Origin of the sequence: Streptomyces aureus, assembly GCF_001418135.1 — a bacterium.
GTDB lineage: Bacteria > Actinomycetota > Actinomycetes > Streptomycetales > Streptomycetaceae > Streptomyces > Streptomyces aureus_A.
In genome coordinates this window covers 1-14440 of sequence record NZ_LIPQ01000351.1, presented here as the reverse complement: position 1 = coordinate 14440, position 14440 = coordinate 1, and the positions used below count along the sequence as shown (strand labels likewise).

Here is a 14440-nt window from a genome sequence, read left to right as displayed (position 1 = left end):
AGGTGCGTGCTCTCGCTGTGCCGGGCTCACGTCCTCGTACTGGACGTACTCGGGCTTGATCGGGCCGGATCAGGGAGCGGCGTCTGGTGCCGTGCGTCGCAAGGCGGAGGAGGGAGCCGACGCGGAGCGTCGGCGACCGACGACAACGCGGCGAGGTGCGGCACCAGACGCCGCGAGCCCGGCATGATCGGCAAGACACCCCCTAGTGCCGGCGGGCGATCTCCACGTTCTCCAGCACGCCCAGCGCGTTCGGCACGAGGATGGCGGCGGAGTAGTACGTGGTGACGAGGTACGACATGATCGCCTGCTCGCTGATGCCCATGAAGCGCACCGAGAGGCCGGGCTCGTACTCCTCCGGAAGACCGGTCTGGCGGAGGCCGATGACGCCCTGGTTGTCCTCGCCGAGGCGCATCGCGAGGATCGAGCTGGTGTTCTCCTTGGTGATCGGGATCTTGTTGCAGGGCAGCAGCGGGACGCCCCGCCAGCTCAAGACCTGCTGGCCGTCGAGGTCGACGGTGCCCGGGTTGAGGCCGCGGGCGTTCCACTCACGGCCGATCGCGGCGATCGTCCGGGGGTGGGCGAGGAAGAGCTTGGTGCCGCGGCGGCGGCAGAGGAGCTCGTCGAGGTCGTCCGGGGTGGGCGGGCCGGAGTGGGTCTGGATCCGCTGCTTGAAGTCGGCGTTGTGGAGCAGGCCGAACTCCCGGTTGTTGATCAGCTCGTGCTCCTGGCGCTCGCGCAGCGCCTCGATGGTGAGCCTGAGCTGCTCCTCGGTCTGGTTCATCGGCCCGTTGTAGAGGTCGGCGACCCTGGTGTGGACCCGCAGGACGGTCTGCGCGACGGAGAGTTCGTACTCGCGCGGCTTGAGCTCGTAGTCGACGAAGGCGCCCGGCAGCGCGATCTCGCCGGTGTGACCGGCCGACATCGCGATCTCGGCCTCACCGTGCTTGTTCTGGCGCTGCAGCGGGAGCGAGCTGAACGCCTCGATGTGGGCCTGGAGGGCCGATGACGAGGCGAGCACCGCGGCGAACTCGGCGCGGGAGAGGGTGAGCAGCGTGCCGGCGGTCTCGGCGGTGGCGGTGTAGTCCCATCGGGCGTCGGCGTCCAGAAGGGCGTTCTCTCCGAAGCGGTCGCCGTCGGCGAGCACCGCGACGGCCACCTCGTCGTCGTACTTGCCGAGGGAGGTCTGGTTGATGCGTCCGTGGGCGACGAGGTGGATCTCCTCGGCGGGGGTGCCGCGCGTCACCAGTACCTCGCCCGCGCCGAAGTCGCGCTGGACGCACCGGCCGGCCAGCGCGTTCAGCACCTCCTCGTCCTCGAAGCCGCGCAGCAGGGCGAGCTCGCCGAGCTCACGGGGGATCACCCGGACGCGTGCCCCGTCCTGGACGAACTCGATGCGCCCGTCCCCGACGGTGTAGCTCAGCCGGCGGTTGACCCGGTAGGCACCGCCCTTGGTCTCGACCCAGGGGAGCATCCGCAGCAGCCAGCGGGAGCTGATCTCCTGCATCTGCGGGGCGGACTTGGTCGTGGTGGCGAGGTTCCGGGCAGCGGCGGTACTGAGGCTGGACTGCTTCGGCGTGTCCTGCTGTGCTTCCGGGCTCGTGTCGACGCTCATGGGGCGGGCTCTCCTTCGCAGGGGGGTGGTGACCGGCGCACGGGTGCCCCGGTCAGTGAAAGAGGAGGAAACGAGAAGGCAGTGAAGACGGGGAAAGCAGGGGAAAGCAGAGAAAAGGGGAGAAAGAGGGGTGAATCTCTGGGAATCCGTCCAGATCCCGGGGAACAGTAACGGCCGGTGACCCCGGCACACCCCATCGGTTCGAAGGCATTACCTCGAAGCGGCGATCTTGCTCTGTTCGAGGTTTAACCCGGCGATCTGCGGCATTCGGGCCATGTGGCCGAGAGCCCATGGGTCGAACCGCCCACGTGTCCACTTCCGGTTCGAGAACCGCGTCAACGTTCGACCCGTCCCTGACGGGGCGTCTGCGCACCTTTACTCAAGGGCGCAAACAGTCATCCATTGAGACAAAACGGTCCACTCCGGCTAGATTCGGCTTCCAGTCATCTCTCGTCGCTTCAAGGGGTGGGCATGCAGGCCGGCGAACCCGCCGAAGACGAACGAACCCCACGGGAACCGTCGCAGGCCGCTCCGGTCGGTTCCCCGCTCAGCGTCCCCCGCGGCGTCACCGGCTTCGAGATCGCGAAGATCGAGAGGACCGAGCCCTCCCGGGGACCCCACCGAGTCGCCCTCGAGGTAGGTCATGTCCAACGCTGATACCGGAACACACGCCACCACCGCCGGGTCCCCGCCGACGGCCAAACTGACGCTCGTCACGCTCACCGCGATGGTCGTCGGCTCCATGGTCGGCGCCGGCGTCTTCTCGCTGCCCCGCCGGTTCGCGCAGGAGACGGGGGTCGCGGGCGCGCTGATCGCCTGGGCGATCGCGGGCTTCGGCATGCTGATGCTCGCCTTCGTCTTCCAGGCGCTCGCGGTGCGCCGACCGGACCTGGACGCCGGTGTCTACGCGTACGCGAAGGCCGGTTTCGGCGAGTACCTGGGCTTCTTCTCTGCGTTCGGCTACTGGGCGAGCGCCTGCGTCGGCAATGTGACGTACTGGGTGCTCATCATGTCGACGATCGGCGCGATCTGGCCGGCCCTCGGTGACGGCGACACGGCCCTCGCGATCATCCTGTCCTCGGCCGGGCTGTGGGCGTTCTTCCTGCTCATCCGGCGCGGGGTGAAGGAGGCCGCCGCGATCAACCGGATCGTGACGGTGGCCAAGGTCGTGCCCATCATCGTCTTCGTCATCCTGGCCCTGTTCTGTCTCGACACGTCCGTCTTCGCGGAGAACTGGGGTGGCGCCGACTACGCCGGCTCGCTGTTCAGCCAGGTCCGCGGCACCATGCTCGCCACCGTGTTCGTCTTCCTCGGGGTCGAGGGCGCCAGCGTCTACTCCCGCCACGCCAAGCGCCGCGAGGACGTGGGCCGGGCGACGATCCTGGGCTTCCTCAGCGTCTTCGCCGTCTTCGCCTCGGTGACCATCGTGTCGTACGGCATCCTGCCGATGGGCGAGATCGCCGAGCTGCGGCAGCCCTCGATGGCGGGGGTCCTGGAGGCGGCCGTCGGCACCTGGGGCAAGGTCTTCGTCAGCGTCGGCCTCATCATCTCCGTCCTCGGCGCCTATCTCGCCTGGACCCTGATGGCGGCCGAGGTGCTCTTCGTGGCGGCCAAGGACGAGGACATGCCGCGCTTCCTGGGGCGCTCCAGCGGCGACGACGTCCCCGTGCCGGCCCTGCTGATGACCACGGCCCTCAGCCAGGTCGTCCTCGTCGTCACGGCGTTCTCCGACGACGCCTTCAACTTCGCCCTCGACCTGACCAGCGCGCTCAGCCTGATCCCGTTCCTGCTCGCCGCCGCGTTCGCGGTGAAGATCGCGGTGGGACCCGAGCGGGAGAAGGTGACGGGCCGGAGCACCCGGGGCGAGTTGGTCATGGCCGTCCTCGCCACGGTGTACACGGCGTTCCTGCTGTTCGCGGCCGGGCTCAAGTTCGTCCTGGTCTCCTTCATCATCTACGCCCCCGCGACCTTCCTGTTCGTCAAGGCCCGGCGCGAGCAGCGCAGACAGCTCTTCTCCCCGCGCGAGCTGGTGATCCTCGTCGTCTCGATCGCCGGCGCCGTCATGGGCGTCGTGGCCCTGGCAGCCGGCTGGATCAGCCTCTGAGCAGGCCCTCGTCGCCCTCCGACCCGTCTCCCTCGTCACCTCGTACCGAAAGGCCCCGCATGACCAGCAACGACGCTTCCGCCAAGCCCGCGCTCGGCGTGTACTCCGAGGTCGGACGACTCCGCAAGGTCCTTGTCTGCTCCCCGGGGCTCGCCCACCGCCGGCTGACCCCGAGCAACTCGGACGACCTGCTGTTCGACGACGTGATGTGGGTGGAGAACGCCCAGCGCGACCACGCCGATTTCGTCAACAAGCTGACCCAGCGGGGCGTCGAGGTCGTGGAGCTGCATCATCTGCTCACCGAGACGATGGCGATCCCCGAGGCGCGCGCCTGGCTCCTCGACCGGAAGATCATCGCCAATGAGGTGGGCCTTGGCCTGATCGACGACACCCGCGCCTTCCTGGACTCCGTCGCGGCCCGCGATCTGGCCGAGTACCTGATCGGCGGCCTGTCGACGGCCGACCTGCCCGACGCGTTCCGTTCCGGGTACCTCTCCCTGGCCCGCGAGGCCACCGGGGTACGCGAGTACCTGATGCCGCCGCTGCCGAACACGCTCTACACCCGCGACACCACCTGCTGGCTGTACGGCGGCGTGACGCTCAACCCGCTGTACTGGCCGGCGCGGCACGGCGAGACCCTGCTCATGAAGGCGATCTACACCTTCCACCCCGACTACAAGGACGCCGCCGTCTGGTGGGGCGACCCCGAGCGGGACTGGGGCCAGGCCACCTTCGAGGGCGGCGACATCATGCCCGTCGGCAACGGCGTGGTCCTCATGGGCATGAGCGAACGCACCTCCCGGCAGGCCATCACCCAGGTCGCCGCCTCGCTGTTCGAGAACGGCGCGGCCGACCGGGTCATCGTCGCGGGCATGCCGAAGCTGCGTTCCGCGATGCACCTGGACACCGTCTTCACCTTCGCCGACCGGGACATCGTCACGCTCTACCCGAAGATCATGGACTCGGTCCACACCTTCACCCTGCGGCCGGGCGACAACGCCCCCGGCGTGGACATCACCGACGAGGGCGGCACCCCGTTCGTGGACGTGGTCGCCAAGGGCCTCGGTCTGCCGAGGCTCCAGGTCATCGAGACCGGCGGCGACGTGTACGCCTCCGAGCGGCAGCAGTGGGACAGCGGCAACAACGCCGTCGCCCTCGAACCCGGCGTCGTCTTCACGTACGACCGCAACACCCAGACCAACACGCTGCTGCGCAAGGCGGGCGTCGAGGTCATCACCATCGTGGGCGCCGAGCTGGGCCGGGGTCGCGGCGGCGGCCACTGCATGACCTGCCCGCTGATCCGGGACGCGGTCGAGTTCTGACACGCGCGAACGGACCGGCCCCCCGTGGAGGGGTGGCCGGTCCGGCGCGTGGCGGGCGGGTCAGCCGGTCGGGTCGGGGCCCGCCAGCTGCTCGGCGAGCTCCCGCTCGCTCTCCTCCGACAGCGAGGTCTTGAGCACGGTCCCGCCGAACTGCTCCACGGCCGCGGCGAACTTGTCCTCGCTGACCTTCGACGCCATGACCACGACGGCGGACGAACCGGGTGTCAGCAGCGACTGGACCTTGTCGCGGAACTTGTTGTCGACACCCATCTGGTTCAGCTTGCCGATGAGTCCGCCGACGGCGGCGCCCACCACGCCGAGCCCCGGCGTGAGGATGATCATGCCGAAGACCATGCCCCAGAGGGCGCCCGCGGTGGCCGAGAGGGCGGCCTCCCCCTTCCTCCTCGCCGGGGTGTCCACATGGGTCTTGCCCTCCGCGTCGACCGAGACGACGGCGAGTCCGGTCAGCTCGATCGCATGGCTGTCCGCGAGCTTCTGCACCTCGGCGAAGACCCTGTTCGCGACGGCGCGATCGTCGTAGCCGAGGACGATGAGTTCGGACATACGGCTCTCCTCCTGTGTCAGTCCTGGCGTCAGTACCGCTGTGCCTTGGTGAGCCTCGGGGTGAGCACCGGCTCGGGGGGCTGCCTGCTGATGACCAACGGCTGCTGGCGTTCACCCGGTTGGAGGTCCTCGACGCCGACGAACTGCGTCTCGACGACCTTGCCCGAGGGGTCGAGGAAGTCGACCTGCACGGCGTACGAGGCTTCCTCGTCCGTGTTGTTGGTGATGTTCAGGACGACCGTCAGCACGCCGCCGGTGTCCGCGCGCGGCTTGCCGGTCATCGCGACCTCGTTCAGCGCGTTGCCCGGGGCCTTCACGTCCTCCAGCTCGTCCTCGGCCTCCTGGCGCGTGCGCTCGACCTCCGCGCCGATGGACGCCTTGCGCTCGGCCTCCCGCGCGGAGGCCGATGCCGCCGCGGAGGAGGCGGACGCGCGGGCGGACTCGACCGCGGCCGCGCCCGACGAGGCGACGGAGGAGGGCAGTTCGCCCGAGAAGCCGGCGGTGTCGGGAGCCGTGGGGCGTTCACTGACGGCGGGGCCGCCGGTGTCGTCGTTCCCGGTGTCGCAGGACACGAGGCCGACCGCGCCGAGGGCCGTGACGACGACGGCCGCGGCCGCGCTCACCGCCCGTGCGCGGACCGCCCGTCTCGCGCGCGCCGATGTGGGGTTCACAGGATGAGTCCTCTTCTCGTGAGCGTTCGTCGTACGGTCGTTGTGTCGGTCTTGGTCCGGTCGTTGTATCGGTCTTGGTCCGGTCGGTCTTGGTCCGGTCGGCCTTGGTCCGGTCGTCGTCAGTAGCGCAGGACGCCGGCGATGCGGTCCATGTCGAGCAGGGTGTCGTCGCGGACGAACTGGACCTCGGCCCCGGTGTCGAGGGCCCGCTCGACGATCTCGTCGACCATGTCGTCCCGCGACTCGGGCTCGGACGGTTCGGCGGGTTCCAGATGGCCGCCCTCGTCGCGTACGACGGTCCGGTAGTGGTCCTCGACGGCGAGCAGCCGGATCCGGCCCTCCTTCACGGCCTGCCACACCTCGTCGATTCCGCCGGCGAACTCGCGGCGCCCCCGGGCGGCGTCGAGTTCGGCCAGGACGGTGGCCGCCGCGGCGGACTCGCGGGCGACGCGGGCCGGCTCGACGGCCTCGTGGACCGCGGCGGCCGGTCCCTTCGCGAGCCCTCCGCGGTGGACGGGTGTCGCGCCCGGCTGGAGCGGTCCGGTGTCCTCGAGGAGCGCGAGGGCTGCGGGTTCACCGATCACGTACAGCGGGTGCGGCGCGGAGGCGAGGACGGCGCGCAGGGCGGTGTGCGCCTCGCGCAGGAACCGGCGGGTGGCCTCGTCCTGAAAGGTGCTGGGCAGGTCGCCGATGCGCTCCTTGCGCTCCGCGTCCGGGTCTTCGAGGCTGCGGGTGAGCGGGAAGCCGTCCCCGGTGTGCTCGGTGACCCGCTCGGGGCTGCCGCTCCACAGCGAGACGCGGTCGGCCGAGACGGCGAGCGCCCAGGAGGGCTGCTCGGCGGCCTGGGCGGCGACGAGGTTCCGGGTGAGGAAGGTGTCGGCGACGACGACGCGCTCGGGGACCGTACGGGCCACCGTCCACACGTGGTGCTCCCCCGGGGCCGCGAAGATGACCAGTCCGTCCTCGGCGTGCGCGAGGTCGGTCTCGGCCACCGCACGGCTCAGCTGGTCCATGACGTCGGCGCGCCGTTCGCGGGTCACCGCCGGGTCGTCCTGGATCGCCTTCTCCGCCGCGGCCACGAGGTTGCGGAGGCGTACGGGGTCCTGGGCGTTGTCCGGCTCGCGGCGATGGGTGGGCATCACGAGGGACACGGCGGGGTACGGGCGGGGCTGTCGCAGCTTCGCGAGTCCGTCGCTGCTGAGCGCGGGGTCCATGAGGAAGCCTTCCTGACGAGTTCCGGCGGTTCCGCGAGGGGGGGCCGGCTACTGCGAGCCGGCGAGCTGCTCGGCCAGCTCCTTCTCGTCCTCGTCGCTGAGCGAGGTCTTGAGGACGGTGCCGCCGTGAGGCCGCATGGCCACGGTGAACTTGTCGTCGGTGACCTTCGAGGCCATGATCACGACGGCGGCCGAACCGGGCTTGAGGAGGTCCGCCACCTGCTGGCGGAACCGGTCGTCGACGCCGGACTTGCTGATCTTCCCGACGAGGCCGCCGAGGGCGGCTCCGGTCAGGAGCCCCACGCCGGGGAGCAGGAAGAGCAGGCCGAAGATGGCTCCCCAGACGGCACCGGACGCGGCGGACACACCGACGACGCGGCTGTCGGTGTCGACGTGGGTGCTGCCGTCGGCGTCGACGGAGACGACGGCGAGACCGTTGAGATGCACGACGTAGTCGCGCTGCAGCTCCTGCACCGTGCCGTACGCCTGCTCGGCCACCTGGGGGTCGTCGTATCCGATGACGATGAGCTCAGCCATTCCCGCCTCCTGGGAGAAGGGGCCATGAAGTGTCATCGTGTCCCGATATATCCACCCTCGCGACTCGGTGTTCCCCTCAATGGGCGTACGGGGTTCACCCGGCCACGCAGCCGCGCGACCCGGCGGTCGGCGTGTGCCCGATCTTCCGGACCAGGCCGACAGGGCTTAGGAGGTATCTCTCTTGCGATCACGCCGAGAGCCCGGCAGATCGGCAAGGCACCCCCCGGAGCAGCTCGCCCCAGGCCGACCCTGCTCGTCACCGAGAGCTCGATCGTCAACGACAACCGCAACCGGGGGAAGACCCGGGACCGGATCGAGGACGAACTCCTCGGTCCTGGAGACGGCGACCGACGCGCGGGGCCGGCGCTTCGAGATCATCGACCTGCCGCAGCCCGACCTCGACCGGATCACGGGCGAGGGCGACGACTTCGTGTCGACGTACGCCAACTTCTACGTCGCCAACGGCTCGGTCTTCCTGCCCAAGTTCGGCGACCGGACGGCGGACGACCGCGCCAGGGGCATCCTTCGGGAGCACTTCCCCCAGCGGGACGTCGTGCAGGTGCGGATCGACACCATCGCGTCCGGTGGCGGCGGCATCCACTGCGCGACCCACGACCAGCCGGGCAAGCCCGCCGCCTGACACCACGCGGCGCCACGACCGCGACGACCGCGCCCGACCGCCACGTCCCTCTCCGGCCCGGGGCGGTCGTCCGGGCCGTACGGGCGGAGGGCCCGCCGCCGCCGCGCGGCACGCCCGTCCCCCGAGGCGAAGCCGTGCGAAGGCGGCCGGGACCGGCCGTCCCGTGACGCGCCCGGACGGCGCTGTCGTCTGCCCCACCCGGGCGGGTCTCGCGCGGTCTGCGGAGTGTTCGCCCCGGGGTCGCCCACCCTCCCGGACATAGTGCGGGGCATGACGCACACCCCCCACTCCCCGCGCACGCGCACGCGTGCACGGTCCCGCAGGGCTCTGCTCTGCGGCGCCCTCCTCGCCCTCACCGTCCAGACGACGGCCGTGGCACCCGCGCTCGCCGAGGGCCCCGGCGGCCGGGGCGGGTCCGACTGCGTGCGGACCGAGGGCCACCTCGGCGGGACGTCCCGCAAGGTCCTGGACATCACCCGCAAGGCCAGGAAGGACCTCCGGCTGAACGCCGTGCAGGTACGGGTCACGGTCGACGGGCGCGAGGTCCTCACGGACGCGCTCGGTGAGTCCATGACCGGCGTCCCGGCCGAGCCCGGCATGCACTTCCGCGCCGGCTCGGTGGCCTTCGCCCATATCTCGACGGCCCTCCTCAAGCTGGTCGAGGAGCGGCGGGTCCGGCTCGACGACACGGTGGAGCGCTGGCTGCCCGACCTGCCCAAGGCGAACCGGATCACCCTGCGCATGCTGGCGTCCAACACCACGGGCCTCCACGACTACGTCACCGACCCGGAGTTCCTGAAGGAGCTGGAGGCCCACCCCTTCCGGGCGTGGACCCCCGAGCAGCTGGTCGCGTATCCTCTGCGCCACTCCTTCTGGTACGAGCCGGGCACGAGCTGGAGCTACTCGCACGCCAACTACGTCTACCTGGTCGAGGCGCTCGAGAAGATCACCGGGGTACGGATCGACCGCCTGGTGAGGGAGAAGGTCACGGGGCCGCTGGAGCTGCGGAACACGCAGAACAACTTCACGCCCGACATCCCGCGCCCCGTCCTGCACGCCTTCACCTCGGACCGCGGTCTCTACGAGGAGTCCACGTTCTGGAACCCGTCGTGGACCACCGCGCCCGGCGCCGTGATCACCACCGACATCTGTGACCTGGCGCGCTCGGCCCAGGCCATCGGCAGCGGCGAACTCCTCTCGCCCCGCTCGTACCGCACCCTGCTCGACCCGGGCACGGTCGGACTCGGCGGCGGGACGGCGACCTGTCCCGCGACCATCTGTCTGAAGCAGACCGAGGCGGCGCACTTCGGTCTCGGCGTCATCGTGGTCAACGGCTGGATCCTGCAGAACCCGTCGTTCTCGGGGTACGCGGCCATCCAGGCGTACCTTCCGTCCAAGCGTCTCGCCATCGCGGTCTCTGCGACGAAGACGGCGACCACGCCCGACGGCAACCAGGCCGAGGTGGTCGCCGAGCGGATCGCGGCCGCGCTCGCCCCGGGGGACCCGCTCGCGATCGGCTGATCACCCGGCCACGCGGTCCGGACCGAGGCTCCGCCGCCCCTCGGCGGAGCCCCACGGCCACGGGCCCTCGGCACGCCGCGGCTCCGGCGTCCCCCGCATGGGCTCGGTGCTTCATACGCATCGCCCCATGGGCTCCGGAGCGCCGCCACTGTCGCGGAACGGACCGCCGGACCGATCTGAGTAGCGGTACTCATGGCCCGGGGCGGGGCCCGGCGGGACCATGGCGCCAGGGTGTGAACAGGCGCGGAGGGGGCGGCGTGAACAAGGTCGTGGGTGTGTTCGTGGCCGCGGGGCTCGCGGTCGGGGCGCTGGTCCTGGCGTACGCGGTGGGGGCGCCGCCCGGAACGGTGCTCGCCGTGGGAGCGGGTGCCCTCGGGCTGCTCTGGCTCCTGCTGCTCCTCACCGCTCCGTGGAACCTGTACTTCCGCGCGCACGCGGTCCTCGCCGAGATCGCGCTCAGCAGGGAGAAGGGCATCGCCGTCTCCGAGGAGCGGGACACCGAGGCGCGGCGCATCGCGCGCGTGATGCTGCGGGCCGCCGTCGCCGGACACGTGGTGACGGCCGGCGCGGCGCTCGCCGTGGCCGCGGCGACCGGCCGCGAGCCGGGCTACTGGTTCGCCGGATTCTTCCTCCTCAGCACGTTCTTCAGACCGGCCGGGGCGTACTTCGGCCAACTGCGGCGGAGGCTCGGTGTCCTGCTCAGGGACGTCACGTTCCCGCGTGACGACGTGGTGGCCCTGACCGGGCGGGTCGCCGCCCTGGAGACCGGTGCCACGGTGTTCGACGGCAAGGCGGAGGAGCAGTACCGGGCCCTCGCCGAGCTGCGCCGCACGGTGGACGCCGTCGCGCTCTCCTCGCATCAGCGGGCCGACGAGAGCGACCGGAGGATCGCTGCGCTGGCGCGGGAGTTCGAGTCGACGGTGAACCGCCTCACCGACAACGAGGAGATCATCACCGGCGTGAAGGCCTTCCTCCGGCTGCTGCGCGCCACTGACGCCGCCGGAGGCCCCGCCGCTTCGTGACGTCGGGTCCCGCGCGTGGGTCCGGCTCGGCACCGGCACCACGCGCGCCTGCCGCTGGTTCTCACACCGCGTCCGGCGCCGCTGTGTGACCGGTGTTACGGACCAAGATCCGCCGGGTTGACACAGGTGTAACGGGCATTTCGTACGGTCGGGGCTCGAACGGTTCCACAGAGAGGCGCCCCGGTGACCCGACAGGACACGCCGACCCCCCGGGCCGGTACGGCCGGTACGCCCGACCAGGTGCGGACCGTCTGCTCGTACTGCGGTGTGGGATGCGGCATGCTCCTCGACATCGGCACCGGGCCGGACGGGCGCCGCACCGTCCTCAGGGCGACGGGCGACAAGGACCACCCCGCCAACCGGGGGCGCCTGTGCACCAAGGGCGCCACCACCGCCGATCTGCTCGCCGCCCCCGGACGCCTGACCACCGCGCTCGTGCGGGAGGAGCGCGGGGGCGATCCCGTCCCGGCCGACACCGGCCGGACCCTCACCGAGACCGCCCGCCGGCTGCGCGCGATCGTCGACGAGCACGGGCCCGACGCCTTCGCGCTCTACGTCTCCGGCCAGATGAGCCTGGAGGCCCAGTACCTCGCCAACAAGCTCGCCAAGGGCTTCATCGGCACCAACCAGATCGAGTCCAACTCACGGCTCTGCATGGCGAGCGCCGGCACCGGCTACAAGCTGTCCCTCGGCGCCGACGGCCCGCCCGGCTCGTACGACGACCTCGACCGGGCCGATGTATTCCTCGTCATCGGCTCCAACATGGCCGACTGCCACCCCATCCTGTTCCTCCGCATGATGGAGCGGGTCAAGGCGGGGGCGAAGCTGATCGTCGTCGACCCCCGCCGCACCACCACCGCCGACAAGGCCGACCTCTTCCTGCGGATCACGCCCGGCACCGACCTCGCGCTGCTCAACGGGCTCCTGCACCTGCTGCACGAGAACGGCCACACCGACCCCGGCTTCGTCGCCGCGCACACCGAGGGCTGGGAGGCGATGCCCCCGTTCCTCGCCGACTATCCGCCCGCCGCCGTCGCACGGATCACCGGGATACCCGAGGCCGACATCCGTACCGCCGCCGAGTGGATCGGCACGGCGAGCGAGTGGACCAGCTGCTGGACGATGGGCCTCAACCAGTCCACCCACGGCACCTGGAACACCAACGCCCTGGTCAACCTGCACCTGGCGACCGGAGCGATCTGCCGCCCCGGCTCGGGCCCCTTCTCCCTGACCGGCCAGCCCAACGCGATGGGCGGCCGCGAAATGGGCTACATGGGCCCAGGACTCCCCGGCCAGCGCTCGGTCCTGGTCGCCGAGGACCGGGCCTTCACCGAGGAACTCTGGGACCTCCCGCCCGGCACGATCCGCGAGGACGGCTCCGGACAGGGCACCGTCGACCTCTTCCGGCGCATGGCGGACGGCGAGATCAAGGCCTGCTGGATCATCTGCACCAACCCGGTCGCCTCCGTCGGCAACCGTGCCACCGTCGTCGAGGGCCTGCGGGCCGCCGAACTCGTCATCACCCAGGACGCGTTCGCGGACACCGAGACCAACGCGTACGCGGACGTCGTCCTGCCTGCCGCCCTGTGGACCGAGACCGAGGGCGTACTGATCAACAGCGAGCGCGGCCTCACCCTCACCCGGCCGGCCGTCGACCCGCCCGGGGAGGCGCTCGCCGACTGGCGGATCATCGCCCGTGTCGCGTGCGCGATGGGGTACGAGAAGGCGTTCTCGTACGACAGCGCCGAGGAGATCTTCGACGAGATCAGGCGCGCCGGGAATCCCAGGACCGGCTACGACCTGAGCGGAGTGTCGTACGAGCGGCTGCGCGGCACTCCCGTCCAGTGGCCGGCCGCGAGCGGAGGTCCGGCACGGAACCCGATCCGGTACGTGGCGGGGAACGGCTCCGGGCGAGGGACGGGCCCCGTCTTCCCGACGGCGAGCGGCCGGGCCGTCTTCCACGCCCGGCCGCACATGGATCCCGCCGAAATGCCCGACGACACCTTTCCGTTCGTGCTCAACACCGGGCGTCTGCAGCACCAGTGGCACACCCTCACCAAGACCGGGAAGGTCCCCAAGCTCAACAAGCTCAACCCGGCGCCGTTCGTCGAACTGCACCCCGGGGACGCCGCGCGGCTCGGCGTCGGCGAGGGCGACCCCGTGGAGATCGCCTCGCGGCGCGGCAAGGCCGTGCTGCCCGCCGTGGTCACCGACCGGGTGGCGCCGGGGAATTGCTTCGCGCCGTTCCACTGGAACGACCTCTTCGGCGAGGACCTGTGTGTCAACGCCGTCACCAACGACGCCGTCGATCCGCTCTCCTTCCAGCCCGAGCTGAAGGTGTGCGCCGTCGCGCTGACGAAGACGGCGGTCACGGCGCAGGCGATCGCGGCGGTCCCGGCGCCGGCCACGCAGTCCCCGGTGGCCCCTGTGGTCCCTGTGGTTCCGAACGTGGTCATCCCGAGCGGAGGCCCGCCGCCCGGTACCGCGGCGGCCTTCGGCCTCGAACCCGCCCCTCCGCCCGTCCTCTCCGCCGAGGAGCGGCAGTACCTCGTCGGCTTCCTGGCCGGTCTGGAGTCGGGCGCACCCGGAGTGCCCGTCCTGCCGCCCGGCGCGCCCTTCCGGGAGGATCACGCGCAGTGGGTGAACGGGGTGCTGGCCGGCCTGTACTCCCGCGCGCCCCAGACCGCCCCCACCGCCCCCGCGGGCGGCGGCACGGGCGCGGCGGGCCGCGAGGTCGTCGTGCTGTGGGCCTCGCAGACCGGCAACGCCGAGGACTTCGCCACCGCCACCGCCGAGCGGCTCCTGTCCGCGGGCCACCGGGCCGCGCTCGCGGGCATGGACCAGACCGACCTCACGGCGCTGCCGCCGGCCGCCGACCTGCTCCTGATCACCAGCACGTTCGGGGACGGGGACGCGCCGGACAACGGCTCCGGCTTCTGGGACGCGCTGGCCGCGCCCGACACCCCGCGCCTCGACGGTCGCCGCTATGCCGTGCTCGCCCTCGGGGACTCCTCGTACGGCGACTTCTGCGGGCACGGGCGGCGCCTGGACCATCGCCTGGACGAGCTCGGGGGCGTCCGCCTGGCCCCCCGTACCGACTGCGAACCGGACTACGAGACCTCCGCCCTGGCCTGGCTCGACCAGGTCCTGGCCGGGCTGTCCGACGAGCCGAAGGCCCTGTCCACGGCACCCGCCCATGCCCCCGTCCATGGCCTCGCGGCCGTCCCCGCTTC

Annotated in this window: 10 protein-coding genes and 1 pseudogene; 6 read left to right on the top strand and 5 right to left on the bottom strand. The window is 71.2% G+C overall.

The window, feature by feature from the left end; all coding sequences use genetic code 11:
* Positions 1-202 precede the first annotated feature (202 nt).
* Positions 203-1612 (bottom strand): family 2B encapsulin nanocompartment shell protein, encoded by a 1410-nt coding sequence (locus tag AOK00_RS26715; protein ID WP_055602815.1) that lies wholly within the window; start codon positions 1610-1612, stop codon positions 203-205.
* 643 nt (positions 1613-2255) lie between these two features.
* Here AOK00_RS26715 and AOK00_RS26705 point away from each other — a divergent pair.
* The gene (locus AOK00_RS26705) at positions 2256-3716 is read left to right on the top strand and encodes a basic amino acid/polyamine antiporter (RefSeq protein ID WP_055602813.1); all 1461 of its coding nucleotides are present in this window, start codon (positions 2256-2258) and stop codon (positions 3714-3716) included.
* A 59-nt stretch (positions 3717-3775) separates the two neighbouring features.
* A complete protein-coding gene (locus tag AOK00_RS26700) occupies positions 3776-5038 on the top strand; it encodes an arginine deiminase (RefSeq protein ID WP_055602812.1) in 1263 nt (420 codons plus the stop codon).
* A gap of 60 nt (positions 5039-5098) precedes the next feature.
* On the opposite strand, the gene AOK00_RS26695 is transcribed toward AOK00_RS26700, so the two are convergent.
* The 4 genes from AOK00_RS26695 to AOK00_RS26680 all read right to left on the bottom strand — a co-directional run bounded on the left by AOK00_RS26695 (position 5099) and on the right by AOK00_RS26680 (position 8024).
* Positions 5099-5602, bottom strand: a complete 504-nt coding sequence (locus AOK00_RS26695) for a DUF1269 domain-containing protein (RefSeq protein ID WP_055602811.1) — start codon at positions 5600-5602, stop codon at positions 5099-5101.
* Positions 5603-5631: 29 nt separating this feature from the next.
* Positions 5632-6273 (bottom strand): FxLYD domain-containing protein, encoded by a 642-nt coding sequence (locus AOK00_RS26690; protein WP_055602810.1) that lies wholly within the window; start codon positions 6271-6273, stop codon positions 5632-5634.
* A 119-nt stretch (positions 6274-6392) separates the two neighbouring features.
* Entirely contained in the window at positions 6393-7487 is a 1095-nt protein-coding gene (locus AOK00_RS26685) for a baeRF3 domain-containing protein (RefSeq protein WP_055602809.1), read from the bottom strand.
* A gap of 48 nt (positions 7488-7535) precedes the next feature.
* Positions 7536-8024, bottom strand: coding sequence for a DUF1269 domain-containing protein (locus tag AOK00_RS26680; RefSeq protein WP_055602808.1), 489 nt, complete (start codon positions 8022-8024; stop codon positions 7536-7538).
* Between the two features lie 246 nt (positions 8025-8270).
* On the opposite strand from AOK00_RS26680, the pseudogene AOK00_RS37545 reads away from it, so the two are divergent.
* The 4 genes and pseudogenes from AOK00_RS37545 to AOK00_RS26660 form a co-directional block, all read left to right on the top strand.
* Positions 8271-8664, top strand: a pseudogene (locus tag AOK00_RS37545) (agmatine deiminase family protein); the annotation flags it as partial.
* Between the two features lie 270 nt (positions 8665-8934).
* The gene (locus AOK00_RS26670) at positions 8935-10185 is read left to right on the top strand and encodes a serine hydrolase domain-containing protein (RefSeq protein ID WP_055602806.1); all 1251 of its coding nucleotides are present in this window, start codon (positions 8935-8937) and stop codon (positions 10183-10185) included.
* A 257-nt stretch (positions 10186-10442) separates the two neighbouring features.
* Positions 10443-11207 (top strand): hypothetical protein, encoded by a 765-nt coding sequence (locus tag AOK00_RS26665; protein ID WP_055602805.1) that lies wholly within the window; start codon positions 10443-10445, stop codon positions 11205-11207.
* Between the two features lie 279 nt (positions 11208-11486).
* Positions 11487-14440 (top strand): molybdopterin-dependent oxidoreductase (locus tag AOK00_RS26660; RefSeq protein WP_055602832.1); only part of this gene is annotated, 2954 nt, incomplete at its 3' end.

Coding starts and splice junctions, on each gene's coding strand:
- AOK00_RS26715 (WP_055602815.1), bottom strand. CDS start 1,612: ATGAGCGTCGACACGAGCCCGGAAGCACAGCAGGACACGCCGAAGCAG.
- AOK00_RS26685 (WP_055602809.1), bottom strand. CDS start 7,487: ATGGACCCCGCGCTCAGCAGCGACGGACTCGCGAAGCTGCGACAGCCC.
- AOK00_RS26680 (WP_055602808.1), bottom strand. CDS start 8,024: ATGGCTGAGCTCATCGTCATCGGATACGACGACCCCCAGGTGGCCGAG.
- AOK00_RS26670 (WP_055602806.1), top strand. CDS start 8,935: ATGACGCACACCCCCCACTCCCCGCGCACGCGCACGCGTGCACGGTCC.
- AOK00_RS26700 (WP_055602812.1), top strand. CDS start 3,776: ATGACCAGCAACGACGCTTCCGCCAAGCCCGCGCTCGGCGTGTACTCC.
- AOK00_RS26705 (WP_055602813.1), top strand. CDS start 2,256: ATGTCCAACGCTGATACCGGAACACACGCCACCACCGCCGGGTCCCCG.
- AOK00_RS26695 (WP_055602811.1), bottom strand. CDS start 5,602: ATGTCCGAACTCATCGTCCTCGGCTACGACGATCGCGCCGTCGCGAAC.